Source organism: Staphylococcus sp. IVB6214 (assembly GCF_025558585.1).
Taxonomy (GTDB): Bacteria; Bacillota; Bacilli; order Staphylococcales; family Staphylococcaceae; genus Staphylococcus.
In genome coordinates, this window is the sequence record NZ_CP094723.1 from 2,053,057 (window position 1) to 2,071,232 (window position 18,176).

The following is an 18,176-nucleotide window of genomic DNA, read 5'->3' on the forward strand; positions in this document are numbered from 1 at the left end:
GTCCTACCCCGGCAAATGTGACTAGAAGTGAAAAAGTTTGTATAAACGCATTTTCAATTCAGACACCTACTGCCATTACACTTATTACTACATTAAAAAATAGGAGCTGAGTACTATGTCCCAGCCCCTTCTAATAGGATTATTTCAATTCAGCTAAATAACTGCGTCCAAATTCTGGTAATTCAACACCGAAGTTATCAGCAATTGTTGCGCCGATTGAACTGAATGTTGTGTCGCCTTCAAGCGCTGCGCCGCCTTTAAACTTTGGACTGTAAAACAATACCGGAATATATTCACGTGTATGGTCTGTACCTTCTGCTGTCGGGTCATTACCATGGTCAGCGGTAATGATCAACAAGTCGTCTTCACGCATGTTGTCCATCAGTTCAGGCAAACGTTCGTCGAAATCCTTCAACGCTTGCGCATAGCCTGGCTTGTCTCTACGGTGACCGTAGAGCGCATCAAAGTCTACCAAGTTCAAGAAACTCAAGCCTTTGAAATCCTTCTTCACAACGTTCATCAGCTGATCCATACCGTCCATGTTACTCTTCGTACGAATCGCTTCCGTCACACCTTCACCGTCATAGATGTCATTGATCTTACCAATCGCAATGACATCATGATCGGTATCCTTCAATGTATTCATCACCGTACGACCGAACGGTTTCAACGCATAGTCGTGACGGTTACTCGTACGTGTGAAGTTGCCCGGTTCACCGACATACGGACGGGCAATAATACGTCCAATCAAGTACTTCGGATCTTTCGTTAACTCGCGGACTTTCTCGCAGATATCATACAGTTCTTCGAGCGGGATGATCTCTTCGTGTGCCGCGATTTGTAGCACGGGATCCGCAGATGTGTAGACGATCAAGTCGCCTGTCTCCATCTGGTGGGCACCCCACTCGTCAATGATTTGTGTGCCTGACGCTGGACGGTTCGCCACGACTTTACGTCCAGTGAGACGTTCAATTTCCGTAACGAGTTCGTCTGGGAAGCCGTCCGGGTACACTTTGAATGGTTCGTTAATGTTTAAGCCCATGATTTCCCAGTGACCTGTCATCGTATCTTTCCCAACAGATGCTTCACTCATCTTCGTATAGTACGCCGCTGTCTCGTCTACACGACCGATGACGGGTAAGTCATCGATATTACCGAGTCCAAGACGTTCCAAGTTCGGTAGCTTTTGGTCGAAGCCTTCTAATGTATGTTTTAACGTATGTGATCCTTCATCGTTGAATGCCTTCGCATCAGGCGCTTCCCCGATGCCGACTGAGTCCATCACGATCAAATGAACACGTTGAAATGGTGCTGTCATCACAATCACTCCTCGTATGATTTGTCTCTCTTAGTAATCCGTGTCTGCTTCTAATCCTTGCATAATTTGTACGCCTGCACTTGCGCCTACACGTGTTGCTCCTGCTTCTAACATCGCTTGGAAGTCTGCCAAGTTACGCACACCACCTGAGGCTTTCACTTCAAGGGCATCACCGACTGTGTCTTTCATCAACTTCACATCTTCCGGTGTTGCACCACCGCCTGCGAAACCTGTTGATGTCTTCACGAAGTCTGCGCCTGCTGCTTTAGATAATTCACATGCTTTCACTTTTTCTTCGTCTGTTAATAACACTGTTTCGATAATCACTTTCACTGTTTTATCGCCAGATGCTTCTACCACTGCGGCGATATCTGCTTGTACATCATCGTAACGTCCATCTTTCAATGCGCCGATATTGATCACCATGTCGATTTCATCTGCACCTTTTGAAATAGCATCTTTCGTTTCACATGCTTTCACTTCAGATGTTGAAGCACCCAATGGGAACCCGATGACTGTACAAACAAGTACATCTGAATCTGCTAATTTGTCTGCCGCATATGCCACATGTGTTGGGTTGACACATACTGATTTGAAGTGATATTCCTTCGCTTCTTCAATAATTTTATCAATTTGTTGACGTGTTGATTCTGGTTTTAATAATGTGTGGTCAATATATTTTTCGTAGTTCATGTTATCCTGCTCCTATTTCTCTATTTGATATTTTAATTATAACATTGTGTATGGCAAAAGCCGATTGATTGAGTACGGCGTATCATTCCTAAAAGCTCAGTTTTGCTTTTTTCTTTACATTATCAATACATATTCCTATTTTTCTTTTTTATCCCTGCTACATATAAATAAAATAAAGAATACAAATGGAATCACACCAAATAAGCGTGTGATAAAGTTATAATTACCTGTTATTTCTGGTAATACAAGTTTAAATAGAATAAATGTCACGATTAACAATATTAAGTACACTTTTCTTCTATTCATTTTTTATAAATCACCTCAATTAATCATGACGCAACATATCGTTGATCACTTTCACATGTAAGTGACTATTTTTGTAACCTTCTAAAATATCATTTACTTGTCTCATTGGAATTGTAGGAAGACTTCTTATTTCACATAGTTTATTTCTAAATTCCTGCTTAGGCACTTTTTCATTATTCGTTGTTAATTTGAACAAGTAATCATTTAAACGTTGAATTTCATGAACACGATAACCGTATCGCAATAAAACTAAGTCTTTTGTTTTTAAATCAGGTGCTAATGTTTCTTGTAAAACATCTATGGATTGCTTGATTAATAAAAGTTGAGATTCTAATTCTTCATGATTCATTTAAACCACTCACTTTCTTTTTTAGTTTTAATCAAATTTATATGCCCATTGAATGATGTTCCACTATCCGTATTTACTTCCCTATTTGAAAACATAACACCTTTCACTATAACATTCTATGACTCGCATCAAAATTCAACCCCTTACAAGACAGAATTGAAATATTTTTCTGATTATTCTGTTGAAAACTCTATTTCTGTATGCTACGATATTCATATTATAAAAACACTTTAGTTTGGTAGAGAGTGAAAGCGAGGTTGGCAAAATGGAAAATGCTTTGATTACGTCGAAGTTAAATGAAGTTGCCTTTTTACGTTTAGCTGAACAACGTGAATTTCAGCTGATTGACACATCGTTTATTGAAACGTTGAATTGGGAGACGTTAACTTCAGATGATTTGAAACAAATGCAAGAACGGAGTGTGTGGCAAGATCACGAGAAGTTGTTTGCCCTACGCAATGACTTTACAGATCAACTTGTGCGCTACTATCAGCAGTATGACCGTCGACATCAATCCGTCGCATATTCTGGACCGATTGTTCGACATCAAAAAGTTTCCACTCAACTCGGTCTCGAATGTTATCAACCGACGATTCAAGCGATGCATCAAGCTTTCACGACATTCTATGACTATATTCGTGACACGTTAAACGATAGCATTGATTATGTGATTATCGGTCATTACGAACTTGTTCATTTATTGTTAGGCAATCAACAAACGGATAATGTGATGACGTGGATTACACAACGAAACATCTCTGCATTGAAGACGGAACTCGGTGTCGATCATCCGCTTGTGCAACTGTTGTTGACACCGACACATGAACAGTTACAACAACTCAATACACGTTTTGATGCAAGCCATCAAATTGTGGCAACACTCAACCACTGGGATCGTTTCTTCCGTTCTCTTGGAATTCACAAAATCCATTTGGACTTAACGCCTCAACCACCACGCTCTTACTACAAAGGAATTTTTATCAATGCGGTGCTAAAAGAGCGTCAAACAACATTAAATGGCGGTTACTACAAGGGTGCACTTGAAGGATTTGGACTCGGTCTCACTTTATAAGGATACAAAGGGGGTACTGGCATGCTGACAATTGCATTAGCCAAGGGACGATTATTAAAAAGTTTTATCGCTTATTTGAAGCAACAAGGAGAAGAAGAATTAGTTCAATTAATTGAGTCTCGCGATCGGCAACTTCAAATTCAAACAGAGCAATATCACTTCTTATTTGTAAAAGGCAATGATGTGCCGATTTATGTGGAACAAGGGATTGCGGATATCGGCATTACAGGAAGCGATATTTTAGCTGAACAATCCTATGATGTGAACCAGCTGATTCGACTACCATTTGGTGCTTGCCATTTCTCAGTAGCTGCCTTTGAAGACACGACAGAATACCGAAAAATTGCAACATCGTTTCCTAAAACGGCACAACGCTACTTTAAAGAAACTGGCCGAGATGTATCATTGATTGAATTGTCTGGGTCGATTGAGCTTGCTTGTGTTATCGGGATGGTAGATGGGATTGTTGATATCGTTCAAACAGGTAACACGTTACGTTCAAACGGACTGGTCGAGAAGGAATTTATTACAGATGTGCAAGCACAACTCATTACAAACCGTCAAAGCTTTTTTACAGCATCGGCAGAGATTGATGCTTTTATTAAGATGTTAGGAGTGTCGCTCATTGATTTATAATACACAACAATTTCTTAACCAATACCAAACAACAGCCCAATTAGATACTCGCTTGCATGAGCAAATTACGGCAATTTGTGAGACCGTACAGCAACAAGGTGACCGTGCATTATATCAATATAATGAACAGTTTGATCGTGTAACAGTGGAGGCGCTTGAAGTCCCACAAGTTCAATTACAACAAGCATATGACACATTAGATGCAGACTTACGCCAATCTTTAGAGCTGAGTTATTCACGTATTCGTGACTATCAATCAAGTATTCGTTACCAAAATCAACAAAATAACCAAGAAATGTATGAAGTATATCATCCCATTGAACGTGTTGGTGTCTATGTACCAGGTGGTAAAGCAAGCTACCCTTCTACTGTGTTAATGACTGCAACGCTCGCTAAAGTGGCAGGTGTCAAAGAGATCATTGTTGTAACACCCCCACAGAAAAATGGTGTTGCTCAAAGCGTGTTAGCTGCTTGTCATATTGTCGGTGTCGATCATGTCTATCAAGTCGGTGGTGCGCAAAGTATCGCTGCATTGGCTTATGGGACAGAAACAATTCCAAAAGTAGATAAAATTGTTGGCCCCGGAAACCAATACGTTGCCTATGCCAAAAAATATGTCTACGGCGAAGTGGGGATTGACCAGATTGCTGGACCTAGCGAAATTGCACTTATCATTGATAACACATGTGATGTAGAAGCCGTTGCTTATGACGTATTAGCACAAGCCGAACATGATGAAATGGCACGTACTTATGTCATTTCCACAGACTGGAACTTGCTTGAACAATTGGAAGCACGATTAGAAGCACTTGTTACAACATCTGAGCGTCGAGATATCGTTGTAGCAAGTTTACGTAACTATCACTATGCCATTCATGCAGAGGACTTTCATGTATGCTGTCAACTGATGAATGACATTGCACCAGAACATGCATCGATTCAAACTGCACAACCAGAGCAATTTGTACCATATATTCACTATGTCGGTAGTCTATTTTTAGGTGGCTATGCACCCGAAGCCATTGGCGACTACATTGCGGGCCCTAGCCATGTATTACCAACAAACCGTACTGCACGCTTTCAACACGGCTTGTCAGTCAACGACTTTTTAACCAAACATACAGTCATTCAACTATCACAAGACACGTATCAAGACACGTATCGTGCCGCAGCAACAATTGCACAAGACGAACAGTTATACAATCATCAACAATCTCTAATAGTGAGAATGCGAGGGGAACACAATGATTAAAATGGATAAAAATGAAAGTCCGATGACACCTTTATCACCGGAAATATACTTTGATATACTCAACAATCAAGATTACAACTTATATCATGATGATGACTATGACCGCTTCCGCACAGCGTATGCCAACTATTTCGGCGGCTTTTCTAAAGAACAGGTCTGTGCCGCCAATGGCTCTGATGAACTCATTCAAAAATTGATGTTTATTATGCCTGAAGGACCTTGTCTTACATTAAACCCCGACTTCTTTATGTATCAATCATTCGCTGAGCAAGTGGGACGTCCAATTGAATTTGTAGATGCAACGACAGATTTACAATTTCCAATTGAAGCTGTATTAACACGTATCGATGAAGTCAAGCCAAGTTTCTTTATTTTAAGCAATCCACACAATCCAACAGGTCAGCGTTTTGATGAAACATACCTCTTACAAATTGCAGATAAAATGAAAATGCTTGGTGGTTATCTTGTGATTGATGAAGCATATATCGACTTTTCAACACCACTTGATATCACATTAGAAGACCATATCGTTGTGATGCATACATTATCAAAAGCTTTTGGGCTTGCCGGTTTGCGTATAGGTGTATTAGTGGGGACAGAAACAACACTTGATCTTGTACGTCAAATCGAACAACCGTATCCACTCAACATTTTGTCACTGCGTATTGCGACATATTTGTTTGAACATCCAGATTCAACGAAGAAATTTGTCGCTAAACAACGTGCTTTAAGCGAACGTCTTAAAGATATTTTCAAACGCTACGTTGATGAAAAATTAGTGCTCTACCCAAGTGAAACAAACTTTATTTTAACAGCAGGAACACAAGCTGTGGCACTTGGTGAATATGTAAAATCACATGGTTTTCAACCACGATTCTATAATCCAATTACAGAGCAACAGATGAGTGATTGTGTCCGTTATTCGATTGTAAGCGATGAAGATATGGATCGTTTTGAAACTATCGTGAAAGAATGGAGTGAACAACATGACCTTTCAAATTAAACGTGAAACGAAAGAGACAAAAATTGATATGAGCCTATCGCAGTCCAATCAAGAGAGCTCCATCCATACGGGGGTTGGATTTTTGGATCATATGCTGACACTCTTCAGCTTTCACAGTGGCCTTTCTCTGAATATTAATGTTCAAGGGGATACATGGGTCGATGATCACCATACAACAGAAGATATCGGTATCGTCTTAGGTCAGTTGCTATTACAATTCACACAAGAAAATCCTTACTATGAACGTTATGGCCAACAATATTTACCGATGGATGAAACACTCGCACGTGCTGTTGTAGATATTAGCGGGCGTCCTTATCTCAACTTCAATGCGACATTCAGTAAAGAGAAAGTCGGTCAATTTGATACCGAACTCGTTGAAGAATTTTTCCGAGCATTTGTGATTAATGCACGCTTAACGGTGCATATCGATTTGTTACACCAAGGTAATACACACCATGAGATCGAAGCGATTTTCAAAGCCTTTGCCCGTGCACTGAAGCAAGCACTGGCACCTGCGCAATCACAACGTATTCCATCATCTAAAGGTGTGATTGAATCATGATTGTCATTGTAGATTATGGACTCGGTAATATTCATAACGTTAAACGAGCCGTGGCACACCTAGGATACGAAGTTGTCTTATCACGTGATCCAACAACCATTCAAGCTGCTGACCAACTTATTTTACCCGGTGTCGGACATTTCAAAGATGCGATGACAGCAATTCGTCAATATGAACTTGATCAAGTCCTTCAACAATACGACAAACCGATCATCGGCATTTGTCTCGGCATGCAACTGATGTATGAAGAGGGTGAAGAAGGTCATGTGTCTGGTCTTGGACTTCTAAAAGGGCGTATTACAGAAATACAAACCCCTTATACCGTTCCACATCTTGGTTGGAATAATTTAATCTCATCTAAAACTGACTTAACTCAAGATGTTTATTTCGTTCATAGCTATCAAGCACCGATGAATGAAGATGTCGTGGCTTATGCAGAATATGGCACAGATATTCCAGGTATTGTGCAAAATGGACGTTATATCGGTATTCAATTTCATCCGGAAAAAAGTGGTGAAAGTGGCTTAGATATACTCGCACAAACACTTAAAGGAGGATGGCAACATGCTTAAACTATGGCCAGCAATTGACCTTATCGAAGGACAAAGCGTGCGCTTAACAGAGGGAGATTATAACACATCAGAGACAATGACACGTTCAGCAGAAGACAGCATTCAATTTTATCAGCAGTTCGAATGTGTCGACCGTATTCATATCATTGACTTAATAGGTGCCAAGTCACAACGTGCAATCGAAATGGACTACATTCGCCAATTGATCAATAGCAGTACAAAACCTATCGAAGTCGGTGGTGGGATTCGTGATGTTGATACGATTCGCAATTACTTCTCCCATGGCGTTGACTATTGTATTGTAGGCACAAAAGCCATTCAAGATATTGACTGGCTGACAGAAATGGCAACGTTATTTCCCGGGAAACTTTATGTGTCCGTTGATGCGTATGATACAGATATTAAAATCAACGGTTGGTTAGAAGATGCCAAATTGAACTTATTTGATTATGTATCTGCCATTGAACACTTACCGCTCGGTGGTGTGATTTATACGGACATCTCAAAAGACGGTAAGCTACAAGGACCTAACTTTGAACGAACAGCACAACTTGCAGCACATACACATCTTCCTGTGGTTGCTTCAGGTGGCATTCGTCATCAAGCAGACTTGCAACAACTTGAAGAGACAGGTGTTGCTGCAGCTATTGTAGGAAAAGCCGCAAATCAACCTGATTTCTGGGAGGGATTGCGATGATTAAAAAACGCATCATCCCCTGCCTCGATGTTAAGGATGGACGGGTCGTAAAAGGCATCCAGTTCAAAGGTTTACGCGACATTGGAGATCCCGTGGCACTAGCGATGTATTATAACGATAGCGGTGCTGATGAACTTGTTTTCCTAGATATTTCTAAAACTGAACAAGGTCACGATCTAACATTAGATATTATTGAAAAAACAGCATCCCAGCTGTTTATTCCACTAACAGTCGGTGGTGGCATTTCATCACTAGATGATATTTCTCAGCTACTCAAACATGGTGCTGACAAAGTATCTCTTAACTCTGCAGCACTCAAAAATCCCGACCTTATTCGCCAAGCAAGTGAAAAATTCGGACGTCAATGTATCTGTATTGCGATTGATAGCCAATATGATCCTGAAACAGATGATTACTACTGTTGTACACATGGTGGCAAACAACGTACAGACAAGCGTGTGTATGAATGGGTACAAGAAGTAGAAGCACTTGGTGCAGGCGAATTACTCGTAACAAGTATGGCCTATGATGGTATGAAAAATGGTTTTGATCTTGAACATTTAAACGGCATTGCGCAACGTGTGAACATTCCAATCATCGCATCGGGAGGCGGTGGAAACGCCGAACACTTTGTAGAGCTATTCAATGAAACGCCTGTCTCAGCTGGATTGGCTGCGAGTATACTACACGATAAAGAAACAACCGTTAAAGCGATTAAAACGACACTCGATCAAGGAGGGATTCCAGTTAGATGGCACTAAAACCAGACTTTTCCAAAGGACTCTTACCTGCTATTTTACAAGATGCAACAACACAACAAGTATTGATGCTAGGATATATGAATGAAGAAGCGTTTGAACGTACTGTGAATGACGGTGTCGCATGGTTCTACTCACGCTCTAAGCAACGTTTATGGAAGAAAGGCGAAACTTCCGGACATACACAACAGGTTGTCGACATTCGACTCGACTGTGACGATGATACGATCTTATTATTTGTACGCCCGCAAGGACCCACATGTCATACTGGCTCACAAAGTTGCTTCAACACAACAGCACCTTACCAACTGCAACAACTCGAAACAACGATTCAACAACGTGCAGCCGAGCAATCAGATAAGTCATACACACAATACCTATTAGCAGAAGGTAAAGAAAAAATCACTAAGAAGTTCGGTGAAGAGGCATTTGAAGTCGTCATTGCCGCTATGAAAAATGACCGTTCCGAACTCATTGCAGAAAGTGCCGACCTACTGTACCACTTGTTCGTACTCTTACATGAACAAGGCGTAACAATTGAAGAAGTTGAATCATTGCTTAGCGAACGACACAATACACAAAACAACTTTAAAGGCGAACGCCAAGATATTGAGAATTGGTGATAACCGTAAAAACCATGCCCAAAATCATTGCGGCATGGTTTTTATAACTATTTGTACAGTTCGATTCTTCAATATGCATTATCTTTAACAAATAACAATGTTTCCTTATGGAACTAAAAAGGTTGAGACACCGTATATTGCTTCCCAAGAAAACAAATTTATTATGTCCCAGCCCCTTCCTTTAGGTATTCAATGATGAAACTTATCACTTTCGTATGTATTGGCATCATGTGAATTGTTATGTGCACATTCATTTGCACATGGCTATTCAACTGAAATCAAAACAGAAGATCTAAAAGATATCAGAGTTGATCTCTATTCACCAAAAACAACATAACATCCTCTTTTTGGCTCAACTATCGTTAGATGTTCTTGTGTTCGTATACCTCATTTATGTAAATTATTTTTTATAAAACTTACATCTAACAAAAAAGCCTTTAACGACACAAACTATATGCCGTTAAAGACCTATATTTTTAAATACGATATGATGTTACAGCGCCATCTTCTGGGTCATTTTTACCATGAACATAGTAATCAACATGTTCTGGTTCTAATGGTTTTACACCTTTGATAATATCTGCCGCTTTCTCAGCTAACATAAGTACAGGTGAATGGATGTTACCATTTGTTGTTGTTGGCATAACAGATGCATCAACAACACGTAAGTTTTCCATGCCGTGTACTTTCATTGTTAATGGGTCTACAACTGCCATTGGATCTGAAGCAGGTCCCATTTTCGCACTACATGAAGGGTGCAATGCTGTTTCTGCATCACGACGTACCCAATCTAAAATCTCTTCATCTGTTTGAACGCTTGGTCCTGGAGAGATTTCTCCACCGTTAAAGCGATCCATTGCTGGTTGGTTCAAGATGTTACGTGCAACACGAATAGCTTCTACCCATTCACGCTTGTCTTCTTCTGTTGATAAGTAGTTGAAGACAAACTTAGGTTTTACGTATGGATTTGTTGATGTAATCTTCAAGCTACCACGTGAGTTTGAGTACATTGGACCAACGTGCACTTGGTAACCATGTGCTGTTTCTGCTTTTTGTCCATCGTAGCGGACAGCAAGTGGCAAGAAGTGGAACATTAAGTTTGGATAAGATACGTCATCATTTGAGCGTACGAATCCGCCACCTTCAAAGTGGTTACTTGACGCTGCACCTGTACGACGTGTGATCCATTCTAAACCGATGAATGGCATTTTCCACTTATCTAAGCTTGGTTGCATAGACACAGGTTCCTTACAAGTATGTTGAATGTATACTTCAAGGTGATCTTCAAAGTTTTCACCGACACCTGGTAAGTGCAAGCGTGGCTCGATACCTAATGTTTTTAAGTATTCTGTGTCACCAATACCTGAAAGTTGTAATAGTTGTGGTGTGTTAAATGCGCCACCTGATAAGATCACTTCACGTGCTAATACTTTGTGCAAGCGACCGTTTCGTTTATAAGTTACGCCTGTCACGGTATTTCCGTCAAAGTGTAGCTTCTCTACAAAGGCACGTGTTTTGACTGTTAAGTTTTTACGTTTCATTGCAGGACGCAAATATGCACGTGATGCTGACACACGACGTCCGTTATGAATTTGACTATCGAATGGACCAAAACCTTCTTGACGGTAACCATTCACGTCTTGCGTCTTCTTATAACCCGCTTCCACAGCTGCGTCAAAGAATGAGTGAAAGAGTGGATTGTCTGCTGGTCCACGACGTAACTTAATTGGACCGTTCAACCCACGAATTGGATCATTAGGTGTCGCTCCGAATGCTGTTTCTAAGCGTTTGAAGTATGGAAGGCAATGTGCATAATCCCAAGTTTCCATACCTTTAGGGCTTCCCCATTTTTCATAGTCTAATGGATTACCACGTTGATAAATCATGCCGTTAATTGAGCTTGATCCACCAAGAACTTTACCACGTGTATGGAAGACTTTACGTCCACCCATGTGTGGTTCGCCATCTGTTTCGTATTTCCAATCATAGAAACGATTGCCTGATGGATACATCAGCGCTGCAGGCATTTGAATAAATAAGTCCCAAGGATAGTCACTGCGACCAGCTTCAAGTACTAACACCTTTTTATCTTTTTCTTCACTTAAGCGTGCACCTAATACTGATCCAGCGCTACCGCCACCAATAATAATATAGTCGTACATTTTATCGTATGCTTTACCCATTGAACATCCTCCTTCAGTTTAACTTCAAGTGATTGTCTCTCTGTGTAACTTATTTTTTAAACCAATTGACTGGCTCTGGGTTTGTATTTGTCAAAATATGTTTCATTTCAAGATATTCTTCTAAACCAGCTGAACCGAGTTCACGACCGATACCAGATTGTTTGTAACCACCCCATGGTGCTTGTGCAAAGTATGGGTGGAAGTCGTTAATCCAAACTGTTCCCATGCGTAGTTTGTTTGCGACACGTTGTGCTTTACCAATATCTTTTGAGAACACACCGCCTGCAAGGCCATAGATTGAGTCGTTAGCAAGGCGAACGGCTTCTTCTTCTGTGTCGAATCCTTCAATTGTCACAACAGGTCCGAATACTTCTTCTTGAACGATGCGCATTGATGTATCACAGTTTGTAATCACTGTTGGTTCAAAGAAAAAGCCATCTTGTAAATCTTCACGGTCAGGGCGTTTTCCACCGATAGCAATTGTTGCACCATCTTCTTTCGCCACTTCCATATAGCTTTCTAGCTTTTCACGATGTTCTGCAGAAATAAGTGGACCCATTTCTGTTGAATCATCAAAGCCGTTACCCAATTTGATATGTTTAACGCGATCAATTAACGCCTTTTCAAATTCATCTTTGATGGCATTGTGCACGATTAAACGAGAACCCGCTGAACATACTTGTCCTGCATGGAAATAGGCTCCGTTCAATGCTTGATCAACGGCTAAGTCAAAGTCTGCATCATCAAATACGACGTTTGGATTTTTACCACCAAGCTCTAACGCAACTTTTGTTACATGGTCAGCAGCTTGTTTCATAATGCGCTTACCAGTTTTGATACCACCTGTAAATGACACTAAGTCTACTTCTGGATGTGTTGACATGATGTCGCCAATCTCAGAACCTGCACCTAATACAAGGTTGATAACGCCTTTCGGGAAACCAACTTCTTCCATCAATTGAAATACGCGAATTGTTGTTAATGGTGTGATCTCACTAGGTTTCATCACGAGTGAACAACCTGTTGCTAAAGCTGGCGCAATCTTCCATGATGCTTGAAGTAAAGGATAATTCCAAGGTGTGATTTGTGTGACAACACCAATAGGTTCTTTCACAACTTTACTCTCAGTATTTGGAATCGGTGAGTCAATTAACTCACCCCCCTCTTTATCAGCTAAACCAGCAAAATACATGAATACATTATGGATATCATCCATGTCAGCACGAGACTCTTCTAACGTCTTACCTGTATCTAATGACTCTAACTCTGCTAAATTTTCACGATTTTCTTTAATTTTGTCGGCAAGTTCACGTACTTTTTGCCCTTTATATTCAGCTGTTGCTTGCGCATATTCTCCTTCATCAAATGAACGACGTGCTGCTAGAATGGCACGTTCCACATCTTCTGTTGTACCTTCTGCAACAGTTAAAATGACTTCTTGATTGTATGGATTAATAATGTCACGTGTGTTTTGATTACTACTTTCAACCCACTCACCATCGATAAATTGACGGCGTGATAAATTTTTAATTGATTCCATCCTATACACCTCTGTTAAGTTTGTTAAGTTTTTATTTAACGAATCTCACAAACTTAACTCTAACACATATGTTAAAATAGTGTCAACTTTCCCTATGGTGTACTATTAAATACACAGCACTTTTTTTAAAATGACTCTTTTTTTTAGAAAAACTTGTGTTTCTGTTAAAAAGAAGCGTACAATTTAGCCGATAGGTTTCTTAAGGGAGGTGACCATAAAATGACAAATGGGGCAGATTACGCATCACAATTAGAAGAAGCGAAAGATATCGTTATCAACTCTATCGCAGAGACGATGGATTTATATGGGATCAACCGCAGCACAGGCAATTTATATGGCACAATGTTGTTTGAAGACAGCATGACTTTGGATGAGATGCGTAGCGAATTACAGATGAGTAAACCGAGTATGAGTGCAGGGGTCAAAAAGCTACAAGAGTTTGATGTGGTCAAACAACGCTTTACACGTGGAAGCCGTAAACAACACTTTGAAGCTGAAAAGGACTTCTTTGCTTTTTTCAGCAACTTTTTCACACAAAAATGGTATCGTGAAATCAAGATTAATATGGCTGCCTTGCAAGAAGCAGAAGCGATGATTGATGTGATTATAACAGCTGATGATGTAGAAGATGATGTGAGACAAGAAGCAGAAGAAGTCAAAGCACACATGACACACTCAAGACTGTATTATCAATGGCTCAACTCAATCAGCGATGCGATTAAATCCGGGGAAATCTTTAACTACTTTCCAATTCCAGATGAAAATGCTTAAAAAAAGAAGTCTGACAAGCGTGTGTCAGACTTCTTTTTTTGCTATAAATTATTGTCTTCGTCATCTTTTTCACTAACCTGTAAAATTCGTAGTGAACGACGCTCAATCTTTTTAAAACGTTCTGCACGTGTTTGTAATGCAATGCGGTCACCAGACAAGATCATCATAAATGATATCATGATAATAACAAAGATGATAATGAGTGGTACACCGGCGACGATTGAAGCTGTTTGCAATATTTCAAGCGCACGTTCACCACCGACGAGCATTAATGAGAATGGCAATAAGCACAATGCGAATGCCCAGAATAATCGATTCATTTTGAGCGGTTCACCCTTCACACGTAATTGTGTTGCTGCCGCTACGATATATGACGCAGAATCAAACGTTGTAACTAAGAATAAAAAGGCTGATAGAATAAACAATGCGATCAATACCGGCGCAAATGGTAAATGATTGACCACTTCAATAATCGTTGCTTCCGTACCATGTGAATTTAAAAATGATACAACATCAAATTGACCTGTGATTTGTAGGTATGTCGCATAGTTTCCAAAAATACCAAAGAACAGCACACAGCCAAATGTCCCATAGACAATTGTTCCGAGAATGACCTCTTTCAATGTACGTCCTCTTGAAATACGTGCAATGAACAACCCAATAAATGGTGCATATACAATCCACCAAGCCCAATAGAAAATCGTCCATTGTTGTGGGAAGTTTGTCTCTTCACGGCCGCCTACACCGCCAAACGGTTCTAGCCATGTTGCCATTTGGAAGAAGTTTTTAATCATATTCCCGAAGCTTGTAACTGTTGTTTCCATAATAAAAATAGTTGGTCCAATAATAAAAATAAAACCGAGTAATAGGAACGACAACCAAACATTCAAGTCGCTTAATACTTGAATCCCTTTCTTCAATCCACGATAAGAACTGTATGCGAAGGCGATTGTAATGCCTACTAAAACACAACTCTTTACAACCATGCTGGAGCCATCGATGCCTGTCAATTTCTCGAGTCCTGCTGAAATCATCGGTACACCGAGTGCAAGTGATGTCGCAGTCCCACCGATCAAACCAAAAATGAATAAAATATCGACGAGTTTACCAATAAACCCATCTGTTTGTCCTTTTAAAATGGGACGGCATGCTTGGCTAATTTTAAAAATAGGTTGTTTCTTTACGAAAACTAAATAACCAATCGGCAACGCAGGCAAGACATAAATCGCCCATGCAATCGGTCCCCAATGGAACATGCCATACATTGTCGCATAGCTTAAAGCTGCATCACTCATTGGTTTTGCGCCTTGTGGCGGTCCTTGATAGTAATACGCCCACTCGATGACACCCCAGTATAAAATATCTGAACCAATACCGGCACAGAAAAGCATAGATGCCCATGCAAAGTCGCTAAATTCCGGTCGATCGCTTGCACGTCCTAATGTGACCGAGCCATATTTACCGAACGCAATATATAATACAAAACAAAAAATGGCGAGACCTAACACGAGATATGTCGCACCTAAATTTGTTGTAACGAACTCATTCATCGCAACAACGACGGAACGGCTTTGTTTTGGAAATACCATCATTGGTATAACAGCGAGTAACAACACAAACGCTGCACCGCAAAAGACGATCCAATCCATCAATTTATTATCTTTATGCACAATGAATCCCCCTTCATTAATCTGTCGCACAATATGAGATAACTTCTGCTTTAGACTAACGAAGATTACATTTTAATGCAAATTCGATTCAATAACATACATGTTTTATTATGAATATATATAACTAAAACAACAATTAAACATTGTCAAAACAATGGTGTAAAGTAGGTTAATAACGTTAAGTAATTACTTAACGTTGTATTTTTATACATTCAAAGGTAATAATTATTTATTTTAAAATCATTAAAAATACCTACCTTTTCAGAAAAGTAGATATTTCATTATATTCGGTTAGATATTGGGACCATACAATCTCGCACTGTCGTCAACCGATGCACCAGTCAGACGTTTCTCTAAGCTAGCATGCCAACTTTTAGGCGTAAAACCTGCTTCTTGCAATGCTTGTATGTCTGTCTTATCTGCCTTTCCTTGTAGCGTGTCATTCATGCGCTGAATCGTCCAATCAGGATGTGGTCGTTCTTGCAGTAATAATGCATCTCCTTGTTGGATATGCCCTTCCTTTAGCACGCGATAGTACCAGCCTGTCTTGCCTGTGTCTTCTAGCATCTTAGCAAAGTCCAGAATACCTAAACGACGGCTAGGTTTCCAGCAGGGTCGTCTCGGTTGAGAAACCTGTATCACCGCTTCTCCTACTTGATAAACATCACTGATACAAACCGTTTGTTCATCCATTCCTACCACAGAAATATTTTCTCCATTACTCCCAACAGGAATATCTTGTTCATATTGCGTGCTAAACACTGCGTAATGATCTGCAGCATACGCAAATAATGCTTTTTCAGCGCCACCATGATGACGTGTATCTCCAACAGCATCTCCTTGAAGTCCTTCTTTACCAAGCCATACTGGTTCTGAAGTTTCTTGTTTAAAAGCCGCAGTCGTCCATGTTTGTGACATCAGGTCTTCAGCGCTCGGGTCCCCATATTCTTTTACTTTACCTATATAAAGCTTTTGAATTTGACGTGTCATCGTATCTCCCCTTTCTTTGCATTACTATATAGCAACCATTACCTCCATTATCGCACAAACTTTAAACTTGTGTCCGATATAGATGCCTTATACACTATCATTAACCAATAAAAATAAAGGTGGCAACAACTTATGCAACATACGTTATATCAACATGGTACATTAGGCACATTGATGGCAGGTGCACTTGAAGGAACATGCCGTATCGACACGTTACTTGAGCACGGCGATCATGGTATTGCGACACTCACTGGCTCCGATGGCGAAGTGATTTTTGTAGACGGTCAAGCATTTCATGCGACAACAACAGAAGATAAGGTGCGCGTGCTTTCTGGGGAAGCACTCACACCTTATGCATCTGTCTCAAAATTCTCAGCAGATACGACTTTTGAAGCAACTGCCGCAAATCACGAAACGCTATATCAACAAATTCGTCAACACATGCTGAGTGAGAACCTATTTGCAATGATTAAAATTAAAGGGACATTCAGCCACATGCACATACGCATCATGCCAAAACAAGATCCACCGTATACACGTTTGATTACATCTGCAAAAGTACAACCTGAATATCACCGTCAACACATCTCAGGCACAATCGTTGCAGTCTATACACCCGAAGCTTTTCACGGTATTGGTGCCGCTGGCTTTCATGCACACTTCATTTCAGAAGATCAGCAGTTTGTTGGGCATATTTTAGGCTTTGACTTGGCAGAAGGAACCGTTCAAATTCAAAACTGCGCAACCTTGGAACAACACTTATCAACCGATCCAAGCTTCATCAATAAGACATTCGACTATCAAGATATCGCCGAAGACATCCACCAAGCCGAATAGATAACGAGGTTGTGAGAGAAGCGCTTAGGGGTTGAGCAGAACCCAAGCAATTCTCAAAATAGCTTTTTTATTTTGGGGAATTGCGACGTTCTGTCGAAAGCCCTGCTTCTCGAACACTGACATCAAACGATGTTGTGAAAAGTACGGTTAGAATTTAAGCAGAACCCGAGCGGTGAGCAAAGTCGCTTTTTTATTTTGTAGAGCCACAAAGTTCTGTCGCAAACTCTGTACTTTGAACACTGACAACACGAGGTTGTGAGAGAAGCGCTTAGGGATTGAGCAGAACCTCTGAACACTAACAGCCCATTCACTTCGTTTTGTGTGAATGGGCTGTTGTCATG

19 protein-coding genes are annotated in these 18,176 nt (G+C 40.4%); 11 read left to right on the forward strand and 8 right to left on the reverse strand.

Annotation, left to right across the window (positions count from 1 at the left end):
- Positions 1 to 139: 139 nt before the first annotated feature.
- The 4 genes from deoB to MUA51_RS10130 all read right to left on the reverse strand — a co-directional run bounded on the left by deoB (position 140) and on the right by MUA51_RS10130 (position 2,666).
- Positions 140 to 1,318 (reverse strand): phosphopentomutase, encoded by a 1,179-nt coding sequence (gene deoB / locus MUA51_RS10115; RefSeq protein WP_262559723.1) that lies wholly within the window; start codon positions 1,316 to 1,318, stop codon positions 140 to 142.
- 30 nt (positions 1,319 to 1,348) lie between these two features.
- A complete protein-coding gene (gene deoC / locus MUA51_RS10120) occupies positions 1,349 to 2,011 on the reverse strand; it encodes a deoxyribose-phosphate aldolase (protein WP_262559725.1) in 663 nt (220 codons plus the stop codon).
- A 135-nt stretch (positions 2,012 to 2,146) separates the two neighbouring features.
- Positions 2,147 to 2,317 (reverse strand): hypothetical protein, encoded by a 171-nt coding sequence (locus MUA51_RS10125; RefSeq protein WP_262559726.1) that lies wholly within the window; start codon positions 2,315 to 2,317, stop codon positions 2,147 to 2,149.
- Positions 2,318 to 2,336: 19 nt separating this feature from the next.
- Positions 2,337 to 2,666 carry a hypothetical protein gene (locus tag MUA51_RS10130; RefSeq protein ID WP_262559728.1) on the reverse strand — a complete coding sequence of 110 codons (330 nt, stop codon included), beginning with the start codon at positions 2,664 to 2,666 and terminating at the stop codon, positions 2,337 to 2,339.
- A gap of 265 nt (positions 2,667 to 2,931) precedes the next feature.
- On the opposite strand from MUA51_RS10130, the gene MUA51_RS10135 reads away from it, so the two are divergent.
- Genes MUA51_RS10135 through hisIE form a run of 9 tightly spaced genes read left to right on the forward strand, consistent with a single transcriptional unit; the run spans position 2,932 to position 9,844 of the window.
- Entirely contained in the window at positions 2,932 to 3,738 is an 807-nt protein-coding gene (locus tag MUA51_RS10135; RefSeq protein WP_262559730.1) for an ATP phosphoribosyltransferase regulatory subunit, read from the forward strand.
- A gap of 21 nt (positions 3,739 to 3,759) precedes the next feature.
- Entirely contained in the window at positions 3,760 to 4,374 is a 615-nt protein-coding gene (gene hisG, locus MUA51_RS10140; protein WP_262559731.1) for an ATP phosphoribosyltransferase, read from the forward strand.
- Complete coding sequence (hisD, locus tag MUA51_RS10145; RefSeq protein ID WP_262559732.1) at positions 4,364 to 5,626, forward strand: histidinol dehydrogenase; 1,263 nt, start codon at positions 4,364 to 4,366, stop codon at positions 5,624 to 5,626. The genes hisG and hisD overlap by 11 nt, the downstream gene beginning before the upstream one ends.
- Positions 5,619 to 6,629 (forward strand): pyridoxal phosphate-dependent aminotransferase, encoded by a 1,011-nt coding sequence (locus MUA51_RS10150; protein WP_262559733.1) that lies wholly within the window; start codon positions 5,619 to 5,621, stop codon positions 6,627 to 6,629. The genes hisD and MUA51_RS10150 overlap by 8 nt, the downstream gene beginning before the upstream one ends.
- Positions 6,613 to 7,194 carry an imidazoleglycerol-phosphate dehydratase HisB gene (gene hisB / locus MUA51_RS10155; protein WP_262559734.1) on the forward strand — a complete coding sequence of 194 codons (582 nt, stop codon included), beginning with the start codon at positions 6,613 to 6,615 and terminating at the stop codon, positions 7,192 to 7,194. The genes MUA51_RS10150 and hisB overlap by 17 nt, the downstream gene beginning before the upstream one ends.
- A complete protein-coding gene (hisH, locus tag MUA51_RS10160) occupies positions 7,191 to 7,766 on the forward strand; it encodes an imidazole glycerol phosphate synthase subunit HisH (RefSeq protein ID WP_262559736.1) in 576 nt (191 codons plus the stop codon). Before hisB ends, hisH begins: the two co-directional genes overlap by 4 nt.
- Positions 7,759 to 8,463, forward strand: a complete 705-nt coding sequence (hisA, locus tag MUA51_RS10165; RefSeq protein WP_262559737.1) for a 1-(5-phosphoribosyl)-5-((5-phosphoribosylamino)methylideneamino)imidazole-4-carboxamide isomerase — start codon at positions 7,759 to 7,761, stop codon at positions 8,461 to 8,463. The genes hisH and hisA overlap by 8 nt, the downstream gene beginning before the upstream one ends.
- Positions 8,460 to 9,224: an imidazole glycerol phosphate synthase subunit HisF gene (hisF, locus tag MUA51_RS10890; protein ID WP_481906502.1), complete on the forward strand. Its 765-nt coding sequence runs from the start codon at positions 8,460 to 8,462 to the stop codon at positions 9,222 to 9,224. Before hisA ends, hisF begins: the two co-directional genes overlap by 4 nt.
- Positions 9,215 to 9,844 carry a bifunctional phosphoribosyl-AMP cyclohydrolase/phosphoribosyl-ATP diphosphatase HisIE gene (hisIE, locus tag MUA51_RS10895; RefSeq protein ID WP_481906503.1) on the forward strand — a complete coding sequence of 210 codons (630 nt, stop codon included), beginning with the start codon at positions 9,215 to 9,217 and terminating at the stop codon, positions 9,842 to 9,844. The genes hisF and hisIE overlap by 10 nt, the downstream gene beginning before the upstream one ends.
- A 476-nt stretch (positions 9,845 to 10,320) precedes the next feature.
- On the opposite strand, the gene betA is transcribed toward hisIE, so the two are convergent.
- Positions 10,321 to 12,027: a choline dehydrogenase gene (gene betA / locus MUA51_RS10175; protein ID WP_262559738.1), complete on the reverse strand. Its 1,707-nt coding sequence runs from the start codon at positions 12,025 to 12,027 to the stop codon at positions 10,321 to 10,323.
- 49 nt (positions 12,028 to 12,076) lie between these two features.
- On the reverse strand, positions 12,077 to 13,567 hold the full coding sequence (betB, locus tag MUA51_RS10180; RefSeq protein WP_262559739.1) for a betaine-aldehyde dehydrogenase: 1,491 nt from the start codon (positions 13,565 to 13,567) through the stop codon (positions 12,077 to 12,079).
- Positions 13,568 to 13,786: 219 nt separating this feature from the next.
- On the opposite strand from betB, the gene cudC reads away from it, so the two are divergent.
- Positions 13,787 to 14,338 (forward strand): choline uptake/conversion transcriptional regulator CudC, encoded by a 552-nt coding sequence (gene cudC, locus MUA51_RS10185; protein ID WP_262559740.1) that lies wholly within the window; start codon positions 13,787 to 13,789, stop codon positions 14,336 to 14,338.
- 41 nt (positions 14,339 to 14,379) lie between these two features.
- Here cudC and MUA51_RS10190 read toward each other — a convergent pair whose 3' ends face one another.
- Together MUA51_RS10190 and MUA51_RS10195 are read right to left on the reverse strand one after the other, a co-directional pair.
- Positions 14,380 to 15,987, reverse strand: coding sequence for a BCCT family transporter (locus MUA51_RS10190; RefSeq protein WP_262560898.1), 1,608 nt, complete (start codon positions 15,985 to 15,987; stop codon positions 14,380 to 14,382).
- A gap of 312 nt (positions 15,988 to 16,299) precedes the next feature.
- Positions 16,300 to 16,998 carry an MOSC domain-containing protein gene (locus MUA51_RS10195; RefSeq protein WP_262559741.1) on the reverse strand — a complete coding sequence of 233 codons (699 nt, stop codon included), beginning with the start codon at positions 16,996 to 16,998 and terminating at the stop codon, positions 16,300 to 16,302.
- Between the two features lie 132 nt (positions 16,999 to 17,130).
- Here MUA51_RS10195 and budA point away from each other — a divergent pair, with 132 nt between their 5' ends.
- Entirely contained in the window at positions 17,131 to 17,835 is a 705-nt protein-coding gene (gene budA / locus MUA51_RS10200) for an acetolactate decarboxylase (protein ID WP_262559742.1), read from the forward strand.
- Positions 17,836 to 18,176 lie beyond the last annotated feature (341 nt).